Here is an 18,745-nt window from a genome sequence, read left to right on the forward strand (position 1 = left end):
CCGGGCCACCCGCGGACAGGGGCGGAAGGCGTTCCAGGCACCGGTCACGCCCCCGTTCCGCGTCGCGACCGACGAGGAGATCGCCGCGCTCCAGCCGGTCTGGGGTCGTGCGTCGCAGCGGCAGGCGCCTGGGGACACCGAGCGCGAGCCGGACGCCAGGCGGCGGAGGTGACACGGGCCATCCCGGGGCCGGTGGCCGCGGTCGTCACCGACGATCTGGAGGCGGTACGCGCCGTTCGACACGCCGTCCGCCTGGCGCGCGACTGGGACCGGCCCCTTCTGCTCCTCGTCCCTCTGCCTGGTACCGGGCTGTCTCTGGACCCAGCGCTGCACGAGGTCGCACGCCGGCGCCGCGAGCGCGATGCGGCAGCGGTGCTCGGCCGGATCACCCCCGCCCTCGGCGGGCGGCCGGCGCCCGCGCACGTGGTCACCTACCGCCCAGTCCGTGCCCGGACGCCGGCCCTCACCGCGGCACTGCGAGCCGCGCGACGGGCCGGCGCCGAGGTCGTCGTCTGCGGCCCCCGCGCCGCGGGCCGGACGGGCACCCGAGGGTTGGTTCTGCTCGACCCGGTCACCGGGCTAGCGGCGAGCGGCCAGCCTGCGCCGTCGCCGTCCGAGGGCGTCGGGGAGCATGTTCCCCGCTGACCCGCCACGCAGGCTACCGAGGCCCTGCGGCGAACGTGGCTCCCCGCCGCGGCGGCCGCATGGGCCCTTCGGCAGGGCGTCGACCTAGTCATCGGGTCAACGGCAGCGGTCAGCTCAGCAAGGAGCGCGGCGGCCTTCTCCGCTTCCTGCCTCGCCTGCTTGGCGCGGGTCAGGGCATGGGGGGAACCGCCCGGCCCCTCCGCCGCTGCCGCGACGAGGGCGGCGGCGGCCTGGTCCAGGGGCGGCCCGGCAACGGCGACTGCGGCGGGTCGCCGTCCAGCCGGGGGACCACGGCTGCCTTGGCGACCCGCTTCCGGGCCAGCCCTGTCGACTTGGCCACCTTTACTCTCCCGGCCGGTGGTCAGGGCGGCAACTGTCGTGGTCATCGTGGGTTCTCCTTCGATGTTTCTGTGGGGTGGCGGTGCTCTCGGTGGGGTGCTGGTGGCGGCCATGTCGCGCTCTCCCCGCTCAGGTGGTGGCAAGAGACGCGGGCACCGGCGGTCGGCCCGGCCGGTCCGGCTGGCGGGGCGGCGTCCCCGTCCCCCGTGCGGCGTTCTCGGTGCTCTCGGCGCCGTCGAGGTGGTCGAGGATGCGGCGGGCGGCGGCGGTCACCGTCGCGGCGGCGGCGCGGACGATGTCGGTGTCCCCGGCTGACCAGGCGGCGACGTAGGGGACGGTGTAGGCGCCGGCGTCCAGCCCGGCCCAGGCGGTGACGATGTAGGCGATCGACCCGGCTTCGGCCTCGGCCCGCCCGCGGCACCCCCGGTAGTCGAAGTCGTCGGCGGTGTGCCCGCACTCGATGTGCGCCAGTTCGTGAGCGAGGGTCTTGACCGCCTGCGCCTCGGGGACGTCCGGGCGCACGCGGACGGTGCGGGCGGCCGGGTCGGTGAGGCCGTTGGCCTGCTCGCAGGCCTCGCGGACGAGCGTGTAGCCGTGGCCGGCGACCTGGGTGGCCAGCGCGTCCCACAGGGCGGCGGGGGCGTCACCGGTGAGCAGCTCGGGGACGATGTCGGGCAGCGGGTCGCCGTCGGTCTGGGAGATGTCGAAGACGTGCGCGACCCGGAACCCGCGCAGCACCCGCGCCCCGGCACGCTGGTCGGCGTCCCCGCCGGCCGGCTCCCTCGCCGTGCCCGTCGCCGTCGCGGCGGCGGGTGCCGCCTGGCCGGGGTCGGTGTTCTTGGGGGTGTAGGTGCACGGCGCCAGGACCGCGAGCCCGGTGGACCCCTTGACCACGCTGCGGCCCAGCGCCTTCCAGGTGCCGAACCCGGCAACCCGGGTCGGGCTGATGCCCAGCCGCGCGGCCTGCAGCTCGATCAGCATCTGGTTGTTGAGGCTGTAGGTGTGGAACTTCGCGGCGGCATCGAGCATCGCCCGCCACTGCGGATCGGCGGTCAGCTGCTCGACCTGCTCGCCGATCTGGTCGTGCAGGGCGGCGATCTTCGCTGCGCGCGCGGCGTCGGCGGCTTCCCGTTGCGGCTCGCTGAGGCGGGCGCGCCTACCCCGCTCGTCCTTGCCGGTGCGGCTGCTACTGGTTGTGCTGTTGGTGCTGGTCATCTGGACCCTCCCGGAACTGGAGCCGAAGCCGGTACGGAAGGGACTGCGGAACAGGTGTCCTGCCACCCATTCCCCCGGCCCGTCCGGCACAGAGCTCTGCTCAGGGGCCGGGAGCGACGGCGGGGGACGACCGGACCAAGACTGCTTCCGCAGCGCAGCGCCCGAAGGGCGGAAGGATCTTGGTCCGGTCGGGAGGAGACGGCGCGGGAGGCCCTTACGCTGAGCTGCCGGACGGGTCGGGGAACCAGCAAGGACAGCCCGCCGCAGGCGGACGGTGACGACGGCGCAGCCGGCGCCGCGCGCAGCGTGGCCCGATGTGTGCTCCTGGCCCACCCCACCGGCCCCGGCGCGACGACGGCGACGGCGCGCCCACCGGTCAGCGAGCCCCATCACCCGACACGTCGCGGAGAGACCAGAGGGACCGGCCACGGGCACTGCCGTCCCGCCGGGCCCCGGGTGCGGTGTCGTGCGCCATGAGTCGAGCGTGGCCAGGCCAGCGCCCGCCCGATGGTGTCGGTCCCGATGTTGTGGACAGGAGCCATCGTCCACAGGGACCGGTTGCGCGGGAGCGTCCCGATGCCCGGGCCTGCACCGGCTGGCTGCAGGACAACAGGAGGAGAACCGGAGGAAGGCCATCCGCAGAACGTGGTTCCCAAGCGCGGGCGGCGCAGGCCGGTCAGGGACAGGGCCGCGGAGCGACAACCGGGGATCAACCGGAGACGAACAGGAGGCGGTCCGGGGAGACCCCCTGATCGGGACGGGGCCGAACCCGGCCGTAGTACCGGGAGGCTGTCCACCGGCCGGTCTCCGTCGCTAGCAGGTGCCCCCCACCGGTGGCCGTACAGGGGAAGAACCGGAGCCCGTCAGAAAAGGCTGGCTGTGAGGTGTCACCAGCGGGCCCGAAATGGCGCCTTCTGTGGTGAAGGCACCGCCACCGACGACTTCCGGGGAGCCAGCCATGCCCGACCCCACCGCCGGCCACGAGCCGGAGCTGCTGACCATCACCGAGGCCGCCGACGTGCTGCGCGCGCCGGTGGCCACTCTCCGGTACTGGCGACACCTCGGCACCGGCCCGAACAGCTTCCGGCTCGGCCGGCGCGTCCTCTACCGCCGCGTCGACCTGCGCGCCTGGATCGACGCACAAGCTGACCAGTCCCCCCGCCGATAGCCCCGCGCCCGGCGGAGGGCGGCTGGGCGGGGCGCGAAGCCGCGTCGGACTCCCGGCAGACGGTGCGGCCGTGTGGCCAGCCCTGTCTGTGGACGACGACGGCCGTGCACAGAAGCCGGCCGGGACAGGCTCCGGCGGCGCCGGAACGGCGACGCTCGCATCACCGAGAGGAGCAGCGATGGGATGGATGGGCCCGGTCGTGGGCGGCCAGGAGCACGAGGGCTGGGTGGTGCCGCTGTTCGCCGACGGCGCGCAAGGCGCCGGCACCACCAGCGCCCGCGGGGTGCTGATCGCCCGCCGGCCCGACGACGGGCCCTGCGACGGCGACCGGGTCCGGCTGACCTACCGCAACGGTGCCACCGCCGAGGGCGTCTGGTCCGACGGCACGGTCATCGGCGATGACGGGATCATGCCCGCCGACGCCGGCGACCCGGTGCACTGCGAGGTGATCGAGGAGGCCGACCAGTGGCGTCCGGACGCGGAGGTGGTCGGCTGGGTCGCCGGCTGCACCTGTGGCTGGCGCGGCATCCCCTGGGCCCGCGTGACCGCATGGGAGCTGGCCGACCCGGCGGCGCGGCAGCTGGTCGTTGCCGGTCCGTGGGCCGACCTGGAGGCCGCCGACGAGACGCAGGTCATCGCCGAGTGGCGCCGGCACATCGCCGGATGGCAAGCCCTCGAGGACGTCGAGGCGGCCGCCGCCGGGCAGGCCGCCGCCGCCCGCGCGCTGGACGAGGCGGTGCGCGCCGCCGTCGCGGCCGGGGCCTCGTGGGCCGACATCGGCCGGGTCACCGGCCTGACCGGCCGGTCGGCGGCCGAGCGGTGGTCCCCCCGTGGCTGAGCAGCCGACCGGCCAGCCCGGACCGAACGAGCAAATCCCGTCAAGGGCGGCGCATCCCGCTCGTCGTCGACCTCGACGGCGAGCCGCTGGCCCCGCTGCGCGCCCTGGAAGAGATCCTGCTGCGCCTGGGCACGTGGGAGGACGACGACCAGCAGGATCCGGGCACCGAGACCGAGCCGCTGCGATTGCCGGCGCCACTGGCCAACCGGGTCGCCCTCGCCGCTGTCCAGCGCCTGCTAAGCGCCCTGGCGCCCACCCAGTCCCGGCCACCACGGTGCGGCCGGCTGCTCGCCCCGGACGGCCGCTACGAGTACGCGCTCACCCTGCCCGGCGCCGGAGTCGACGGTGACCGCCCGTCCTGGTCACGCCACTCGCCGGCCGAGGTTGGCGCGGATGTCGGCGGCCACGTCCGAGAGATGCCGGTAGGTGTCGGTGGGCAGCCGCCAGCCGATTCCCGCCTCGGCGAGGACGTCGTTCCCCGCTCGGGTGGACAGTGCGGCTTGCTCGGCATCCCGGGAGATCTTGTTGAGTCGCCAGCTGGGCGAGGCGGGCATGCGGTCGATCTCGGACAGTTCGCGGTGGCGTGCGCGCACGGCGTGCTCGCGCCAGCTGTTTATCATGCTGCTGGCGCCGTCCGGGCAGCAGGAGCTCTCCGGGCAGACCAGCGTGGCCCGTAGCAGCCGGTTCTCGAGCAGCTTCTGGCCATGGCTGCGGTCGAGGCTGCGACCGAAGGCGGTGAAGTACACGTTGGCCTCGCCGCCGCCCGTGCGGGGCTTGTCGCTGGGACGCCTGCGGGCCAGCAACTGGGGAAAGTGGCCGGCCTCGCCGTGCCCGGGACCGGTCTCGTAGCCGGCGGCTCCCACGCCGGTAAGGGCTGCACCGTAGAGGCCTTGGCGCCAGGACAGCACCCGCCGTCCGGCGGCGGCGTGCTGGGTGGCGGTCATCAGCGTGGCGATGGCGTCGTAGCTGGCGGTCCGCTGCTTGGACCAGGACATCGACAGCGCCACGTAGCGGGTGTTCATCTCATCAGCGGTAGCGAGGAACGGGTCCAGCCCGGCCGGCCAGGTGGACTGGGGGCCGAACTGGTGCAGGGACGCGGCGAAGACCGGCGCGACGGGCAGGTCGATGTCTTCGCGCTCCAGATAGCGGGCGGTCCGGATCAACAGGCTGCGGTTGACCTCCAGCCAGGCGCTGTTTCGCCGGTCGACGTAGACGTAGGGCGGAATGAGCACCGTAGCGCCCTGCTCGCGCTGGAAGCCGATTACCTGGTCGACCAGTTCGTCCTGCAGTTCGTGGTGGCCGAGGTCTGCCGGGGTCAGCTTGTCTGCGGTGGCGTACGGCAGTCGCGCCCAGCCATTGCTCGGCGACTGCTGATCGGCCAGCAGCGGGGTGAGCGGGTCGACCAAGAACGGCACCCCGGCTGCATCCGCAGTCTCCCGGAGGCCCGGCCGCTCCATCGCCACCTGCGCATCGGCAACCACCCCGGTGAGCGGCAGCTCCCGCAGGGGCCACAGTCCGCTGGCGGCCGGGGCGCACAGATCCTTGACGAGCAGGTGGTCACCGCGACCGGCCCTGATCAACAGATCCATCGGTGAGTCTCCTACCACAGAGTTACCGAACTGTGACGCTTGCGGGGTGAACCTTAGCACGAACTTGACAATGTACCTAGCGGCGAACGGTGAGGATGTATAGCGTCTACCTCGCAGGCCGAACGGACCGATCGGCGCTGCCTCAGAAGGAGACCAGTCAGATGAGCCCGACCCGCACCGCCGCGGCGGCGGCGTCCCAGCCTGCGTCGCACGACCCGGCCGGAGACTCCCCCGTCTACCGCCATGTCGTGGCCGACACGCGCCGCGCGCTCACCCTCGCCGAGATCGGGGAGATCGTCGGCGCCGGAGAGCGCGCAGTGCAGAAATGGGCCGCCGGCGCCGCGCGGCCCGAGGGCACCAAGCGCGACCGGCTGCTGGAGCTGCAGTACGTCATCGCAGAGCTCTCCGACGTCTACAAGCCCGAAGGCATCGACATCTGGCTGCACGCCCGACAACGCGCCCTAGGCGACCGCCGCCCGATCGACGTACTGAAGGCAGGCGACTTCGAGACCGTGCTGCGACTGGTGCAGCGCCTCGCCGGCGGGTCGAAGGTTCGGTAAGGCGTGCAGCGCTCCATCGCCGAACGCGTCGCGGCCGTGCCACCGATCAGCGTGCACGGCACCTTCTACCGACACGCGGCGGTCAACCGCGACGCCTTCGCCGGCGGCGACCAGGGACGCTGGGGAGAGACGTTTCCCGTCATCTACCTCGGCCGTCCACCGACGTCAGTCACCGCCGAGGCCTACAGGCACCTGGTCGAGGCCTACGGGATCCCCGTCGAGCTTGTGCAGCCGCGCCGCTTCTATACCGTCACCGTGGATGTCGACGCGGTGCTCGACCTCACCAACCCCCACAACGTCGCCGCCGTGGGACTCTCCGCTGCCGACCTGAGGTCCGAGGTCGACGACTACGCCGCCTGCCAGCGCGTCGCCGCCGCCGCCCACCAGCTCGAGCTGCATGCCGTCCTCGCCCCCTCGGCCACCGGCCTGGGCGAGACGCTCGCGCTCTTCCGGGAACGGATCACCCTGCGGGAGATGCCGGTGGTGCGCACCGAGGAGACCTGGAACACGCTGCCGGCCGACCCACGCCAGCTCCGCGCCGTCCCGCCCAGGCAGGCCTGACCCAAGTCATCCCACACCGGGCTCCTGACTGACCTGCGCGGTAGTGGACCAGGCCGCCGCCCCGGCGCCACAGCGGTCACGCCCCCGAGACCAGGCGCGGGGCTGACGGGCGGACTGTCTCACAATCTCGGTCCGCACATAGTCCGCAGAAAGTCCGCAAGACACCCAGAACGCGCCGTCCTCGACCAACGACACTTCACGCCTATACATGCAGCTCAGAACGGGAGTTTGCGCGAACTATGCTGCTCAGGGGAGAGCGGCATAATCATGTCCGGGATGACGAGGGCGGCCCGTTGTCAGAGGCGTCCGGCACGCTGAGAGACGCATACCTCGCTACGGAGGTCCTCATGGACGGCTCGATCACCCGCATCACGCTCAGCGACGGCTCAACCCGCTATCGCGCCCGGTATCGCGACCCAGGCGGCCGTCAGCACGAGAGGCGCTTTGCGCGGAAGGTAGATGCGCAGCGCTGGCTGGATGAGGCTACGTCAGCCATGGTCACGCAAACGTGGACGGCGCCAGTCCGAGGCCGGATCACCGTCGAGGAGTGGTCCGATCGATGGCTGTCCTCGCAGACCGGGGTCAAGCCGAGCACCCTCTACCGGTACGAGAACCTGCTGCGGACCCACGTCCTGCCGTCGTGGAGTCGGTACCGGCTCGCCGACGTCACCCACGCCGACGTCGCCGTCTGGGTGGCTGAGCTGCTGACGCAGGGATCCGCCCCGGGCACGGTCCGCCAGGCCCACCGCGTCTTCTCACTCCTCCTGGGCCTCGCCGTCCGCGACGGGCGCATCCCCCGCAACCCGGCCGAGCGCGTACCCCTGCCCCGAGTGACGCGGCAGGAGCCGAGGTTCCTCAACCATGACGAGGTCGAGCGGCTCGCCGACGCGGCGGGTGAGGACGGGGACGTCATACGGCTGCTCGCCTACACCGGACTGCGCTTCGGCGAGATGGCCGCCCTGCGGGTCCGACGGGTCGACTTCCTCCGGCGCCGGCTCACCATCGCCGAGGCGGTCACCGAAGTCGGCGGGCGGCTGGAGTTCGGCACACCGAAGACCCATCAGCAGCGGACCGTGCCCCTGCCCGCGACCCTCGCCGAGTCGCTGGCCCGCCACTGCGAGGGCAAGCAGGGCGACGACCTGCTGAGGACCACGGCCAGCGGCACGGTGCTGCGGCTGCGGAACTGGCGTCGGGCCGTCTTCGATCCGGCGGTCCGGACGGCCGGGCTGAGCGACGTCACCCCACACGACCTCCGGCACACCGCCGCCTCTCTCGCCGTCGCCAGCGGCGCGACCGTCAAGAGCGTCCAGCGGATGCTCGGGCACGCCTCGGCGGCCATGACGCTGGACGTGTACTCGGGCCTGTTCGACGACGACCTAGCCGCTTTGGCCGACCGGATGGACGCCGCCGCGCGGGCAGCCACGGACGCGCGTGTGGGCGCCGTGTGGGCGCGGCCAGCAGCCGAGACTCCGACGAAGGGAAAACGCCCAGGTCAACGCGGTGGGCCCCGTGGGGATCGAACCCACAACCCGCGGATTAAAAGTCCGCTGCTCTGCCAGTTGAGCTAGAGGCCCGGCGGCTGCAGCAACGCCCGCAGCCCGCGGGTGAGGCTACCGCCGGGACGGTGCCGCACGGTGAGCACGCAGGCACGGCAGCGGGCCGGCCGGCGAGGGCCCCTATCAGGTGAACGGCAGGACACCGGCGTCCCCGTCGTCCAGTCTCCGTACGTGGAGGTCCTGCGGGTCTACGGAGCAGCCCTGCTGCACCCCGGCCTGCTGGCCGGAGTCATGGCGGCGAACCTCGCCGCCTTCTGGGCGGCGGACGGCTCGGAAGGACTGCCGATGCGCCTCACCTGGGGTGCGGCTGGGCTCGTCGCCGGTGCGGCGATGGCGGGCACGCTGAACCTCCTCGGCGAGCGTCGCGCAGCGGCAGGCCACGGATTCGGCCCCCGTCAGGCCGCGACGGTCCCGGTGCGCGGCGGCGCCGATCTGCACTTCCGGGTCGAGGTCGCGTTGCTGAGCCTGCCCGCCGAGATCCGCCGGTCCGACGCCGCCGCCGGGATCTACGCCGCCGACACCGTCCGGAGCTGGCTGGATCCGGGCGAGCGCGTCACCGTCGAACTGGCCGGGGACTCGGTGGATCCCGCAGCCCGGATCACGAGCCGGCCGCGCAGCCGGGCCCTGCTTTTCGACCACGGCCGGGGACGCAGCAACGTGAACCGGGTGATCGAAGCCCTCCAGGAGTGAGCCTGCACGGGTGCCCGGCAACGGCTGGGTGCATCTCACAACCTCCGGTGGCGCACATCCGATCCGGCTCGGTGCAGACTTGAGGTGTCGTGCGCGCCACGGCTGGTGACACACCTCATAGCTCACCGGCCACACGTTCAGCTGGCCGTGCGCCGACCATCGATGGGAAGGGCGCTACGGCGCCTCGCCGAGCACAGCCAGAGAGGCAGCCGTGACTTCCGAGCGCAGCGCAGTTCCGGACAGCGCGAACCCCGACGTCGTACTCGTCGGGGCCGGCATCATGAGCGCCACGCTGGCCCAGCTCATCAAGGTCGTGGCCCCCGAGTGGAGCGTCGCCGTCTTCGAGTCGGGCAGCGCCGTCGCCGGCGAGAGCTCCGGCCCCTGGAACAACGCCGGCACCGGCCACGCCGCCCTCTGCGAGCTCAACTACACGCCCGCGGGCCCTGACGGCCGGGTGGACCCCACCAAGGCCAACACCATCAACGAGCAGTTCCAGGTCTCGCGCCAGTTCTGGTCGCACCTCGTGCGCGGCGGGATGACCGGCTCGCCGAAGGACTTCATCTCCCCGGTCCCGCACCTGAGCTTCGTCAGCGGCGAGAAGGGGCGCAGCTACATGCGCGCCCGGCACTCCGCCCTGGCCGCCCAGCCGCTGTTCGAGGGCCTGGAGTACACCGAGGACCAGCACCAGCTGGCCGAGTGGCTGCCGCTGATGATGGAGGGCCGCGACCCGCAGGAGGTCGTCGCCGCCACCCGCTCGGCGGCCGGAACGGACGTCAACTTCGGCGCCCTCACCCGGCTGATGCTCGACGACGTCGGCAACCGCGGGGTGAACGTCTACCTCAACCAGCGCGTGCACGAGCTGGAGAAGGAGACCGACGGCCGGTGGAAGGTCACCGTCCGCGACACCAGGTCCGGCGAGCACCTCACCGTCCGCACCCGCTTCGTGTTCGTCGGCGCCGGCGGCGGAGCGCTGCCCCTGCTGCAGAAGGCCGCCATCCCCGAGATCAAGGGGTTCGGCGGGTTCCCGGTCAGCGGCCTGTTCCTGCGCACCCGCTCCCCCGAGCTCGTCAGCCGCCACCAGGCCAAGGTCTACGGCCAGGCCGCCGTCGGCGCCCCGCCGATGTCGGTCCCGCACCTGGACCTGCGCCTGATCGACGGCGAGTACTCGCTGCTGTTCGGCCCCTACGCCGGCTTCTCGCCCAAGTTCCTCAAGGCCGGGTCGATGTTCGACCTGCCGCTCAGCGTCAAGCCGAACAACCTCGGCTCCATGCTGGGGGTCGCCCGCACCGAGCTGGCCCTGACCAAGTACCTCGTCGGCGAGCTGCTGCAGTCCCGCAAGGCCCGGCACAAGACGCTCACCGGCTTCGTGCCCACCGCCGAGCAGGACGACTGGGACATGGTCACCGCCGGCCAGCGCGTCCAGGTCATCAAGCAGGACCCGAACTCGGCCAAGGGCGTCCTGCAGTTCGGCACCGAGCTGATCGTGGGTGAGGACGGCACGATCGCCGGCCTGCTCGGTGCCTCCCCGGGCGCCTCGACCGCCGTCTCGGCGATGCTCACGCTGCTCGAGCGGGCCTTCCCCGACCGGACCGCCGCCTGGCGTCCGCTGCTGCAGGAGGCCATCCCCTCCTACGGCCACTCGCTGGCCTCCGACAAGTCGCTGCTGGCGCAGGTGCGCACGGAGACGATGCAGACGCTGGAGCTCAACGGCTGACAGCCGCCAGTGCGCGCCCGGAGGGGCCGGTCCCGTCGTCGGGACCGGCCCCTCCGTGCGTCAGATGACGTCGAGGACCAGCAGCAGGACCAGCGTCAGCAGCGCCGACAGCGCCAGGGAGCCCAGGCAGCCCAGACGGCTGGAGAAGAGGAAGAACATCGCCCTCTGGTTCCCACGGGGTGGTGTGCCCCACACGCCATGTGCAGGGAGTCACCCCCGCGGGGACCGGACCACCCGTTCAGGGGATCGCGGGTGACGACGCCGGTTACGTACGGTCATCTCGTTCCGGTCGGGGGCGAGTCGTCCTGCCTCCGTCCGCCGAAAGCTTCCGCCCGCGTCCTCGACGCCGGCGGGCAGACCCCGGCCCGGCTGACCCGTTCCCCCCGGGGCAGCCGGGCCGGCTTCTTTCTCCGCCCGGTCAGGCGGGATCGCAGACCCGGCGCACGAGGTCGGCCAGCTGTCCGCGCAGGTGGTCGTCCACCGGCAGGTCGACCACCACCGGCGGCTCCTCCCCCAGCGTCACCTCGAGCAAGAAGACGTAGGGCTTCTTGGTCTCGGACAGCACGTGCGGCTCGCACGTGGCGGGCCGGAACGTCACCGGAACGTCGGCAGCGCCCTCCCGCGCCGCGATCTCCAGCGGCAGGTCGGCGCGGACGTCGATGAGCACGCTGCGGCCGATCCGGCGCACCGCCACCGGTTCCTCGCCCGCCAGCCGGCGCACGCCGAGCCGGCCGCGCAGCTCGTCATCCCGCGCCTGCAGGTCGGTCACCTGCAGCGCGGCCACCGAGGCGACCGCCTCCGCCGCGCACTCCTCGGCGTGCACCCGGGCCGGCACGTCGCCCGCCAGCGGCACCGTCAGCGCCTCCACCGTCCCGTCGGGACGGCTGACGGTCAGCCGCGCCGCGGCCGGACCGGGGACGACGGCGCAGTCCACGGCGCCGTAGGGCACCGGCAGGTCGATCACCCGGCCGGGGACGAACGCCGCCGTCACGGGCGCGGGAGTGAGCGTCGCGAAACCGGGCACGGCCAGTGCCACCTCGGACACGGTGAACGGGGCGTCGCCGGTGTCAGTCACCCGCACGTGGAACTGCCCGCCCACCGCCTCGTCGGTGCGCAGCCGCACCGCCTCGGCCGCGATCCCGGGCACCGCCGGCGGTCCGGCGGCGGAGGTCGCCGGCGGCGTCGACGCGGGTGCGGAGGTGCGGACGTCGTCAGGCGCGTCCGGGGACGGCGAGCAGGCCGCCAGCGCCAGCAGCACGCCCAGCGCCGTCGCCCTCCTCATGCGACCGCAGCGTAGGACCGCCGCGGCCGGGGCGGAGCCGGCTCAGCGGTGCCGGGCGGCGATGCGCGCCATGACCCGGCCCGCCTCCATGCGCACCTCGAGCTTCTCCTGCGGATTGGCGGCCGGCCCGCGGCGCGGCTCGCCGCTGTCGAGGTCGAACGCCGAGCCGTGCCACGGGCAGACCAGGCAGTCGGACCCGCGCACGGTCTCCACGGTTCCCTCGTCGAGCGGCCCCGAGAGGTGCGAGCAGGCGGCGACGAAGACGTCGACCCGCGCTCCGCGGCGCACCACGGCCAGCGGCACCGGCGCGCTGCCGCCCCTGCCCGAGCGCATCGTGGGCCGGCCCTCCGCGAGGTCGTCCAGCGGGCCGAGGTCCATCCAGTCCGACGTCAGAGCGCGCACCGCCGTCGCCGCGTGGGAGGCACCGGAGGACTGCGCGTAGGACATGTGCCCGCCGATGGCGGCCGACCCGCCCGCGAGACCGAGCCCGGAGTAGGAGAGCACCCGCCCCAGACCGCCCCGGCCGCGCTTCCGGGCCACCAGCGAGCCCACGTACAGGCCGAGCGCGGCCGTGTTGAGCACCGCGTGCAGCGCGCCCAGGCGGCGGACACCGACCTCCTGCTCCGACCAGTCGGCGGCGCCGGAGAGGGCGGCCGGGACAGCCGCGGCGACGCCGGTGCCGATCAGCAGGGTCGCGGCCGGTCGCATCGGCGGGATGGCGTCGAGCAGCCCGGCGGACACCCAGCTGCCGACCGGGACCTGGACCATCACCGGGTGCACGGGGTGCCCCAGCCACGTCCCGTGCAGGAAGTCCTTGACCGCCCCCGGCTTGAGCGCGCTCTGGACCGCCTTGCGGGCCGGCTCGATGGCCTTGTCGAACGTCGGCACGTCCGCGATGCGGTCCAGGATCCCCATGAGGCTCATGCGCGACCCCCTACCCCCGTGGACGACGCGCGATACCCCATCGCAGAGCGACTCACAGGCAACCGTGAGGAAGGACACGGGTGAGTCCCAGCTCCGACCGGCATGTATGGGCGTGACAACGGTTAAGCCGGAGAGGAGCCTTGACCCTGCTCACCTCACCGCTGACCAGCCCGCCTGCCGATCGGACCCCCGTGACCTGCCCGTCCCTGCTCCACCGCCACCACGCCGCCGAGGCCCTCGGCGACCTGTCGCGGCCGGCGGCGCACTGGACCGGGAGCATCGCGACCAGGTTGCGGCAGGACGACACCGCCGCGCAGTTCACCCGCTTCGTGCTGGTCGGCGCCGTCACGACGACCGTCTACGCCGCCTTCTTCGTCACCCTGTCCGGCTGGGGCTACCTGACCGCGCACCTGGTGGCGACGGCGATCTCGACCGTGCTGGCCAACGAGCTGCACCGGCGGCTGACCTTCCGCGCCGACGAGCGGGTGCACTGGTTCACCGCCCAGTGGGAGGCTGGGGGCGTGACCATCATCGGGCTGCTCGCGACCAGCACCGCCCTGGGCTGGCTGGACGCCGTCACCGACGGCTCGAACACCGGGCTGCAGATCGCCACGGTCGCCGCCGTCACGGCCTTCATCGGGCTGATGCGCTTCCTGGCCCTGCGCTGGATCTTCCGTCCGGAGCCGGTCACCTCCTGACGCGCTCGGACTGAGGACCGGCGCGGTCCTCGTTAACCTCGTCGGGGTGAGCGAGCCCGGCCCGAGCCCGACCCCGTGGCACCGCCGGGCCCGGGTCGCCGGACGGTGGGCGGCCCGCGTCGCACTGGCGCTCGGCGGCGCGCTCGTCGCCGTCCTCCTCTTCGCCCGGGTGTCGGCCCCCATCGGCCCGTTCGACGCCACCCTGGCCTTCCGGCCGGCCGGCGGCGGGGCGCAGGTCTCGGTCGCGCCGCTGGGCGAGCTCGCCGTCGACGTCTACGACGGGCCCCTGCGGCTGGACGTCTCCCTGCAGCGGGTCGACCAGGCGCGGGCCCAGGCCCTGGCGACGGACCCGGTGCGGCTGTCCGGGGTCGTCGACAGGGTCACCGACGACCTGCGGTCCGCCGTGGTCCGCCTGATCTGGCTCACCGCGCTCACCGCCCTCGCCGGGGGCGCCCTCACCTCGTGGGCCGTGCTGCGCCGTCGCCGGGAGCCGCTGATCGCCCTGGGGCTCACCTCCGCGGTGCTGGTGGCCACCGGGGGGATCGGCGCCGCCACCTGGCGCCCGGAGGCGCTCTCCCAGCCCACGTACACCGGCCTGCTGACCAACGCCAGCAGCCTCATCGGCAGCGCGGAGGACATCGCGGCCCGCTTCGACGCCTACCGGGCGTCCCTGGAGGACCTGGTCTCCAACGTCGGCACCCTCTACTCGGCGCTGTCGGCACTGCCCGCCCCGGCTGCGGGGGACGACACGGTGGCCCTGCTGCACGTCTCGGACATCCACCTCAACCCCGCGGGCTTCGACCTCGTGCGGCAGGTGGCCCAGAAGTTCGGCGTCGCGGCGATCCTGGACACCGGCGACATCACCGACTGGGGCAGCGAGCCGGAGAACCGGCTCATCACCTCCGTGGGCGACCTCGACGTGCCCTACGTCTACATCCGGGGCAACCACGACTCCGCGACGACGGCGGGGCTGCTGGCGCTCCAGCCGAACGTCACCGTGCTCGACGACTCCGCGGTCACCGTCGCCGGGATCCGGGTCGCCGGCGCCCCCGACCCGCGCTTCACCCCGGACAAGAGCACCGGTGACGACGACGCGGGTGACGAGGTGCTGGTGGAGTCCGGGGAGGAGCTCGCCGACGTCATCGCGGACCTCCCCGAGCCGCCGGCGATCGCGATGGTGCACGACCCCAAGCAGGCACCGCCGCTGGACGGCGAGGTCCCGCTCGTCCTCGCCGGCCACACGCACAGCCGCAACGTCTCCGAGCTCGAGGACGGCACGCGGCTGATGGTCCAGGGATCCACGGGCGGGGCCGGGCTCCGCGCGCTGGAGGGCGAGTACCCCGAGCCGCTGACCTGCACCGTGCTCTACCTGGACAGCGCGACGGGGCTGCTGCGGGCCTACGACGAGATCACCCTGGGCGGCCTCGGCGAGACCGAGGTGACCGTGCAGCGGACCGTCGTCCCACCCGCGCAGGAGCCGGAGACCGAGCCGGTCCCGGACGCCCCGTCGGCTCCGGCGTCCCCGACCGGGTGAGGACGTCGCCCTAGGCTGCGGGCATGTCGACGACCCGCGCCGCCCGGCTGGCCGGTGGACTGCTCGCCGGGGGCCTGCTCCTCACCGGCTGCTCGTTCACCTCCGACAACGTCTCGTGCGAGGGCAGCTCCTGCACCGTGACGCTGAGCGGCGAGGGCGCCGAGGCCGAGATCCTCGGCCAGACGCTGACCTTCGGTGGCGTCCAGGACGGGCGCGCGTCGCTCAGCGTGGGCGGTGCGAGCGTGTCGTGCGGCGAGGGCGAGAGCGTGAACGCCGGCCCCCTGGAGCTCTCCTGCTCCGGCGTCACCGACGACTCGGTGGAGCTCACCGCCCGGTTGAGCTGACGCCCGCTCAGCCGGCGTGCGCGACCTCCACGACGACGCGCAGCGGGTCCTGCAGCAGGTAGACCCGGAACGGAGCCTCCGTGCGCGTGCCGACGAACGCGGTCGTGGTGCCCTCGTAGGTCGCCAGGAAGTCGACCTCGGTGACGGCGGCGGTCCCCGCCGCGGTGAGCGTGCCCGGCGAGCTGAACTCCTCGACCCCGGTGTCGTAGGGGTAGCCGGCGCCGGTGATGCCGACCTGCAGCGCGGCGCCGCCCTCGAGCTGCACCGGCTCGCCCCGGCCCGGCTCGGTCGGGTCGGTCACGTACCGCACGTCCCAGCCCGGGGTGCCGGTGCCGCCGAGCTCGAACACGACCCGGTCGAAGCCGTCCTGCGCCGCCACGCGCACGGCGCTGACGGTGAGCTGCGCGTCGCCCGAGGGAGTCTCGGTGTCCGGCTCCACGTCGCCGGGGAACGGCTCCGCCGGCGTTGCGGAGGCCGGTGCGCTCGACCCGGCGGCGGGGGTCTCGCCCGCCGTCTCCCCCTCGGAGGACGACGCCGTGCCGGAGGACGACGCCGTGTCGGAGCCGCCCTTCTGGGCACACCCGGAGACGAGGGCCAGCGAGACGGCGAGCACGGGGACGGCCAGGCGGAGGGGAACGCGCACGGGTACAGCCTCGCACCCGGGGACCCCCGCTCAGAGGAGGCGCGAGAGGCATGTATTGTTCTCGCTGCCCCCCGGCGAACGAGCCCTCATCGTCTAGTGGTCCAGGACGCCGCCCTTTCAAGGCGGTAGCACGGGTTCGAACCCCGTTGGGGGCACGCAGCACCACACAGCAAGGCCCTGTAGCGCAGTTGGTTAGCGCGCCGCCCTGTCACGGCGGAGGTCGCGGGTTCGAGTCCCGTCAGGGTCGCTCTCCGGTGGAGTCACCGGGAGGGGCAGGTAGCTCAGTCGGTACGAGCGCTCGCCTGAAAAGTGAGAGGTCGGCGGTTCGACCCCGCCCCTGCCCACCCTCTGCGAACGGGCTCGGCGCGACGCGCCGAGCCCGTCCTGCGTCTCAGGCCCAGCTGCGGTCGCCCGCCACCTGCGCGTAGACCTCGGCGTGCACCTGCCGCACCGCGTCCCGCTGGCCGTCCCGCCAGACCCGGTCCGCCGGACGCGGCATGGGCCGGGCCAGCGCAGCACCGATCGCCGCGGTCAGCGACACCGCGTCGACGCGGCCGTGCTCGTCGTGCGAGTAGGGCACGACCTCCGACCACTGGTCGGCGAACCAGCCGCAGCTCGGCGCGACCACACGGGTGCCCACGTCGCGGCAGACCTCGACGTCGCGGGAGTGCGTGCCGCACTGCTCCGAGAGGACGGCGACGTGCAGCTGCTGCAGCTGCGCCGCCCACTCCGCCGCGGGGAACACCGCCAGCTCGAGCTGCCCGGTGTCGGCCATGGCGCCGAACGCGGGCTCCAGCGCCGGCAGCTCCGCCTCCTCCACCAGGAGACGCAGCCGGCCGCCCCCCGACACGGCGCCGGAGAGCGCCGCCCGCACGAGCACGACGGGATCGGGCACCGAGGGGGACGGCGCACCCACGCGCAGCCCCACCAGCCCCCGCTCGGCGCCGAGCTCGGGATCGGCCACGGCGACCGAGGGGTGGGCGACCACGATGGCGGTGCGGCCGTAGCGCTCGGCGATGTCGTCGGCCGCCCCGGGGGTGAGCGTCAGGACCACCTCCGCGGTGCCGAGCACGGCCGCGAGGTGGGCGTCGTGCGACCCGGAGGACGGCTGCCCCGGTGCGTGCAGCTGGTGGACGGTCACGACGAGCGGCACGCCCTGGCGCTGCAGCTCCTCGCTCCAGGCCTCCATCGCCGCCGCCTCGAGCTGCCCGTACCCCACGTGCAGATGGACGACGTCGACGTCGCGGGCGTGGGCGGCCAGGTGCGCGTGGTCGAACCAGCGGCTGGGCTCGGCGGCATCGCCGATCCGCGAGACGCCGTCCGGGAGCACCGCGTCCACGTAGGGATCGCGGTGCGGGATGGCAGCCACGCGGATACCGGCTCCAGGCCGTGCGGGAAGCCCCGTGTCCGGGGGTTGAGCATGGGTCACGCGGCGGTGCGTCTCCTCGTGCGGTCGAGCTCGACGACAGCACGACGGTGCCGCTCGACGATCTGGTGACCTGGCCGCGGGGTTCGGGCCGGTCCGGTACGGGCTACCCCGGCGCTCCCGCGTCCAACCTGTGACCGACTCCATCGGGTGATCCTGCGTGCCCGACGCGTCACCGCCCGAGCGGGCCCGCCCGGCGCGCGGTGGCGTACGCGGGCCTGCAGAACCGGGCCATCGGCCCGTCCGCGGTGAGCCCGGGAGGAGGGTTCAGCACCGCGTCGAAGCGGATCGCGGAGTCCAGCGGTCCGCGTGCCGACGTGCTCCGCAGACGGGCGAACGGGCGCCAGCCCTCCGATCCGACGGCCGCTGCCAGGCTGAGGTCGATCGCGCCGTGGGCGGCAGCGGCGGCGACCGGCTCCGGGTCCGACGACACCGAGGCGGCCCGTGGCAGGGCCGCGAAGCGGATCGGCCCGGCCGCGGACCGGAACGCCATGATCGAGCTGTAGACGCCCTCCGCGTCGACCCTCGGCACCGGCACCAGCCGGCCCAGGCGACCCTGCCCGGTGCTCGACAGCAGGATGTCCACCGGGTCGTCGTCGCTCCCCATGCGCACGGCCAGGCCGAGGACGTCGGGCAGCGGAGCGGGCAGCCCCGCGCCGCGCGACAACCGGACGACGACCGGATCGCTGCGGACCTCGTCCAGCCACGGCACCCCGAACGGCGGCGAGGCGCCGTGCCGTTCCAGGACCGCGTCGAACACCGCGCCGCGCGGGTGCATGGCCCTGCCCCGCCGGAACCGGGCGATCGCCCCGAGAGGTACCGCCACCGCCTTGCCGGCCAGTGCCGCCAGATCCGTCATGGCCTGCTCCTGCCCCCCGGGCGGGCCGGCTACCCCTCAGGCGAGGGCTGGGCGCCGGTCGTCGAGGGTTGTCGAACGCTGCTGTGACGGATGGGGCCAGACGGGTCGGGCGCGGCGAAGTCTGCGCAGATCAGGGCCCATGTCTGGAGACATCTGCTCT

At 73.6% G+C, this 18,745-nt stretch carries 17 protein-coding genes, 4 tRNA genes and 1 pseudogene; 14 read left to right on the forward strand and 8 right to left on the reverse strand.

The window, feature by feature from the left end:
- Nucleotides 1–192: 192 nt before the first annotated feature.
- Nucleotides 193–645 (forward strand): universal stress protein, encoded by a 453-nt coding sequence (locus DQ244_RS06595; RefSeq protein WP_158544484.1) that lies wholly within the window; start codon nucleotides 193–195, stop codon nucleotides 643–645.
- A 468-nt stretch (nucleotides 646–1,113) separates the two neighbouring features.
- On the opposite strand, the gene DQ244_RS06605 is transcribed toward DQ244_RS06595, so the two are convergent.
- Nucleotides 1,114–2,199 (reverse strand): ArdC-like ssDNA-binding domain-containing protein, encoded by a 1,086-nt coding sequence (locus tag DQ244_RS06605; RefSeq protein WP_113810712.1) that lies wholly within the window; start codon nucleotides 2,197–2,199, stop codon nucleotides 1,114–1,116.
- Nucleotides 2,200–3,157: 958 nt separating this feature from the next.
- On the opposite strand from DQ244_RS06605, the gene DQ244_RS06610 reads away from it, so the two are divergent.
- Both DQ244_RS06610 and DQ244_RS06615 read left to right on the forward strand, forming a co-directional pair.
- On the forward strand, nucleotides 3,158–3,367 hold the full coding sequence (locus DQ244_RS06610) for an AlpA family transcriptional regulator (protein WP_113810713.1): 210 nt from the start codon (nucleotides 3,158–3,160) through the stop codon (nucleotides 3,365–3,367).
- A gap of 178 nt (nucleotides 3,368–3,545) precedes the next feature.
- Nucleotides 3,546–4,205 carry a hypothetical protein gene (locus DQ244_RS06615; protein WP_113810714.1) on the forward strand — a complete coding sequence of 220 codons (660 nt, stop codon included), beginning with the start codon at nucleotides 3,546–3,548 and terminating at the stop codon, nucleotides 4,203–4,205.
- 362 nt (nucleotides 4,206–4,567) lie between these two features.
- Here the strand turns inward: DQ244_RS06615 and DQ244_RS19195 are convergent, their stop codons facing one another.
- Nucleotides 4,568–5,794 carry a hypothetical protein gene (locus tag DQ244_RS19195; protein ID WP_142023914.1) on the reverse strand — a complete coding sequence of 409 codons (1,227 nt, stop codon included), beginning with the start codon at nucleotides 5,792–5,794 and terminating at the stop codon, nucleotides 4,568–4,570.
- A 161-nt stretch (nucleotides 5,795–5,955) separates the two neighbouring features.
- Between DQ244_RS19195 and DQ244_RS06630 the strand changes: the two genes are divergently transcribed.
- The 3 genes and pseudogenes from DQ244_RS06630 to DQ244_RS20240 all read left to right on the forward strand — a co-directional run.
- Nucleotides 5,956–6,354, forward strand: coding sequence for an antitoxin Xre/MbcA/ParS toxin-binding domain-containing protein (locus DQ244_RS06630; RefSeq protein WP_113810716.1), 399 nt, complete (start codon nucleotides 5,956–5,958; stop codon nucleotides 6,352–6,354).
- Nucleotides 6,355–6,357: 3 nt separating this feature from the next.
- A complete protein-coding gene (locus tag DQ244_RS06635; protein WP_113810717.1) occupies nucleotides 6,358–6,915 on the forward strand; it encodes an RES domain-containing protein in 558 nt (185 codons plus the stop codon).
- A gap of 494 nt (nucleotides 6,916–7,409) precedes the next feature.
- Nucleotides 7,410–8,213 (forward strand): annotated as a pseudogene (locus tag DQ244_RS20240) (tyrosine-type recombinase/integrase); the annotation flags it as partial.
- A gap of 203 nt (nucleotides 8,214–8,416) precedes the next feature.
- Here the strand turns inward: DQ244_RS20240 and DQ244_RS06655 are convergent.
- Nucleotides 8,417–8,489, reverse strand: a tRNA-Lys gene (locus tag DQ244_RS06655).
- 213 nt (nucleotides 8,490–8,702) lie between these two features.
- Between DQ244_RS06655 and DQ244_RS06660 the strand changes: the two genes are divergently transcribed.
- Nucleotides 8,703–9,161: a hypothetical protein gene (locus tag DQ244_RS06660; RefSeq protein WP_147251483.1), complete on the forward strand. Its 459-nt coding sequence runs from the start codon at nucleotides 8,703–8,705 to the stop codon at nucleotides 9,159–9,161.
- Nucleotides 9,162–9,372: 211 nt separating this feature from the next.
- Nucleotides 9,373–10,875 carry a malate dehydrogenase (quinone) gene (gene mqo, locus DQ244_RS06665; protein WP_113810720.1) on the forward strand — a complete coding sequence of 501 codons (1,503 nt, stop codon included), beginning with the start codon at nucleotides 9,373–9,375 and terminating at the stop codon, nucleotides 10,873–10,875.
- Between the two features lie 418 nt (nucleotides 10,876–11,293).
- On the opposite strand, the gene DQ244_RS06670 is transcribed toward mqo, so the two are convergent.
- Together DQ244_RS06670 and DQ244_RS06675 are read right to left on the reverse strand one after the other, a co-directional pair.
- Entirely contained in the window at nucleotides 11,294–12,157 is an 864-nt protein-coding gene (locus tag DQ244_RS06670; protein WP_147251484.1) for a hypothetical protein, read from the reverse strand.
- Nucleotides 12,158–12,199: 42 nt separating this feature from the next.
- The gene (locus tag DQ244_RS06675) at nucleotides 12,200–13,081 is read right to left on the reverse strand and encodes a Rieske (2Fe-2S) protein (protein WP_113810722.1); all 882 of its coding nucleotides are present in this window, start codon (nucleotides 13,079–13,081) and stop codon (nucleotides 12,200–12,202) included.
- A gap of 191 nt (nucleotides 13,082–13,272) precedes the next feature.
- On the opposite strand from DQ244_RS06675, the gene DQ244_RS06680 reads away from it, so the two are divergent.
- The 3 genes from DQ244_RS06680 to DQ244_RS06690 are packed head-to-tail and all read left to right on the forward strand — an operon-like array spanning nucleotide 13,273 to nucleotide 15,657.
- On the forward strand, nucleotides 13,273–13,779 hold the full coding sequence (locus DQ244_RS06680; protein ID WP_233491226.1) for a GtrA family protein: 507 nt from the start codon (nucleotides 13,273–13,275) through the stop codon (nucleotides 13,777–13,779).
- Nucleotides 13,780–13,825: 46 nt separating this feature from the next.
- On the forward strand, nucleotides 13,826–15,313 hold the full coding sequence (locus tag DQ244_RS06685) for a metallophosphoesterase (RefSeq protein WP_113810723.1): 1,488 nt from the start codon (nucleotides 13,826–13,828) through the stop codon (nucleotides 15,311–15,313).
- Nucleotides 15,314–15,336: 23 nt separating this feature from the next.
- Complete coding sequence (locus DQ244_RS06690) at nucleotides 15,337–15,657, forward strand: hypothetical protein (protein WP_113810724.1); 321 nt, start codon at nucleotides 15,337–15,339, stop codon at nucleotides 15,655–15,657.
- Between the two features lie 7 nt (nucleotides 15,658–15,664).
- On the opposite strand, the gene DQ244_RS06695 is transcribed toward DQ244_RS06690, so the two are convergent.
- Nucleotides 15,665–16,300: a hypothetical protein gene (locus DQ244_RS06695; RefSeq protein ID WP_113810725.1), complete on the reverse strand. Its 636-nt coding sequence runs from the start codon at nucleotides 16,298–16,300 to the stop codon at nucleotides 15,665–15,667.
- An 82-nt stretch (nucleotides 16,301–16,382) separates the two neighbouring features.
- Here DQ244_RS06695 and DQ244_RS06700 point away from each other — a divergent pair.
- The 3 genes from DQ244_RS06700 to DQ244_RS06710 all read left to right on the forward strand — a co-directional run bounded on the left by DQ244_RS06700 (nucleotide 16,383) and on the right by DQ244_RS06710 (nucleotide 16,644).
- Nucleotides 16,383–16,455 (forward strand) — tRNA-Glu (locus DQ244_RS06700).
- Nucleotides 16,456–16,473: 18 nt separating this feature from the next.
- Nucleotides 16,474–16,547 (forward strand) — tRNA-Asp (locus tag DQ244_RS06705).
- A gap of 23 nt (nucleotides 16,548–16,570) precedes the next feature.
- A tRNA-Phe gene (locus tag DQ244_RS06710) sits at nucleotides 16,571–16,644 on the forward strand.
- A gap of 47 nt (nucleotides 16,645–16,691) precedes the next feature.
- Here DQ244_RS06710 and DQ244_RS06715 read toward each other — a convergent pair.
- Nucleotides 16,692–17,669 carry a glycosyltransferase gene (locus DQ244_RS06715; protein ID WP_113810726.1) on the reverse strand — a complete coding sequence of 326 codons (978 nt, stop codon included), beginning with the start codon at nucleotides 17,667–17,669 and terminating at the stop codon, nucleotides 16,692–16,694.
- A 229-nt stretch (nucleotides 17,670–17,898) separates the two neighbouring features.
- Nucleotides 17,899–18,585 (reverse strand): phosphodiesterase, encoded by a 687-nt coding sequence (locus tag DQ244_RS06720; RefSeq protein ID WP_113810727.1) that lies wholly within the window; start codon nucleotides 18,583–18,585, stop codon nucleotides 17,899–17,901.
- Nucleotides 18,586–18,745 lie beyond the last annotated feature (160 nt).

It is taken from the genome of Blastococcus sp. TBT05-19, assembly GCF_003319095.1.
Lineage (GTDB): Bacteria > Actinomycetota > Actinomycetes > Mycobacteriales > Geodermatophilaceae > Blastococcus.

Coding starts and splice junctions, on each gene's coding strand:
- DQ244_RS06670 (WP_147251484.1), bottom strand. CDS start 12,157: ATGAGGAGGGCGACGGCGCTGGGCGTGCTGCTGGCGCTGGCGGCCTGC.
- DQ244_RS19195 (WP_142023914.1), bottom strand. CDS start 5,794: ATGGATCTGTTGATCAGGGCCGGTCGCGGTGACCACCTGCTCGTCAAG.
- DQ244_RS06610 (WP_113810713.1), top strand. CDS start 3,158: ATGCCCGACCCCACCGCCGGCCACGAGCCGGAGCTGCTGACCATCACC.
- DQ244_RS06690 (WP_113810724.1), top strand. CDS start 15,337: ATGTCGACGACCCGCGCCGCCCGGCTGGCCGGTGGACTGCTCGCCGGG.
- DQ244_RS06660 (WP_147251483.1), top strand. CDS start 8,703: ATGGCGGCGAACCTCGCCGCCTTCTGGGCGGCGGACGGCTCGGAAGGA.
- DQ244_RS06720 (WP_113810727.1), bottom strand. CDS start 18,585: ATGACGGATCTGGCGGCACTGGCCGGCAAGGCGGTGGCGGTACCTCTC.
- DQ244_RS06615 (WP_113810714.1), top strand. CDS start 3,546: ATGGGATGGATGGGCCCGGTCGTGGGCGGCCAGGAGCACGAGGGCTGG.
- DQ244_RS06675 (WP_113810722.1), bottom strand. CDS start 13,081: ATGAGCCTCATGGGGATCCTGGACCGCATCGCGGACGTGCCGACGTTC.
- DQ244_RS06605 (WP_113810712.1), bottom strand. CDS start 2,199: ATGACCAGCACCAACAGCACAACCAGTAGCAGCCGCACCGGCAAGGAC.
- DQ244_RS06630 (WP_113810716.1), top strand. CDS start 5,956: ATGAGCCCGACCCGCACCGCCGCGGCGGCGGCGTCCCAGCCTGCGTCG.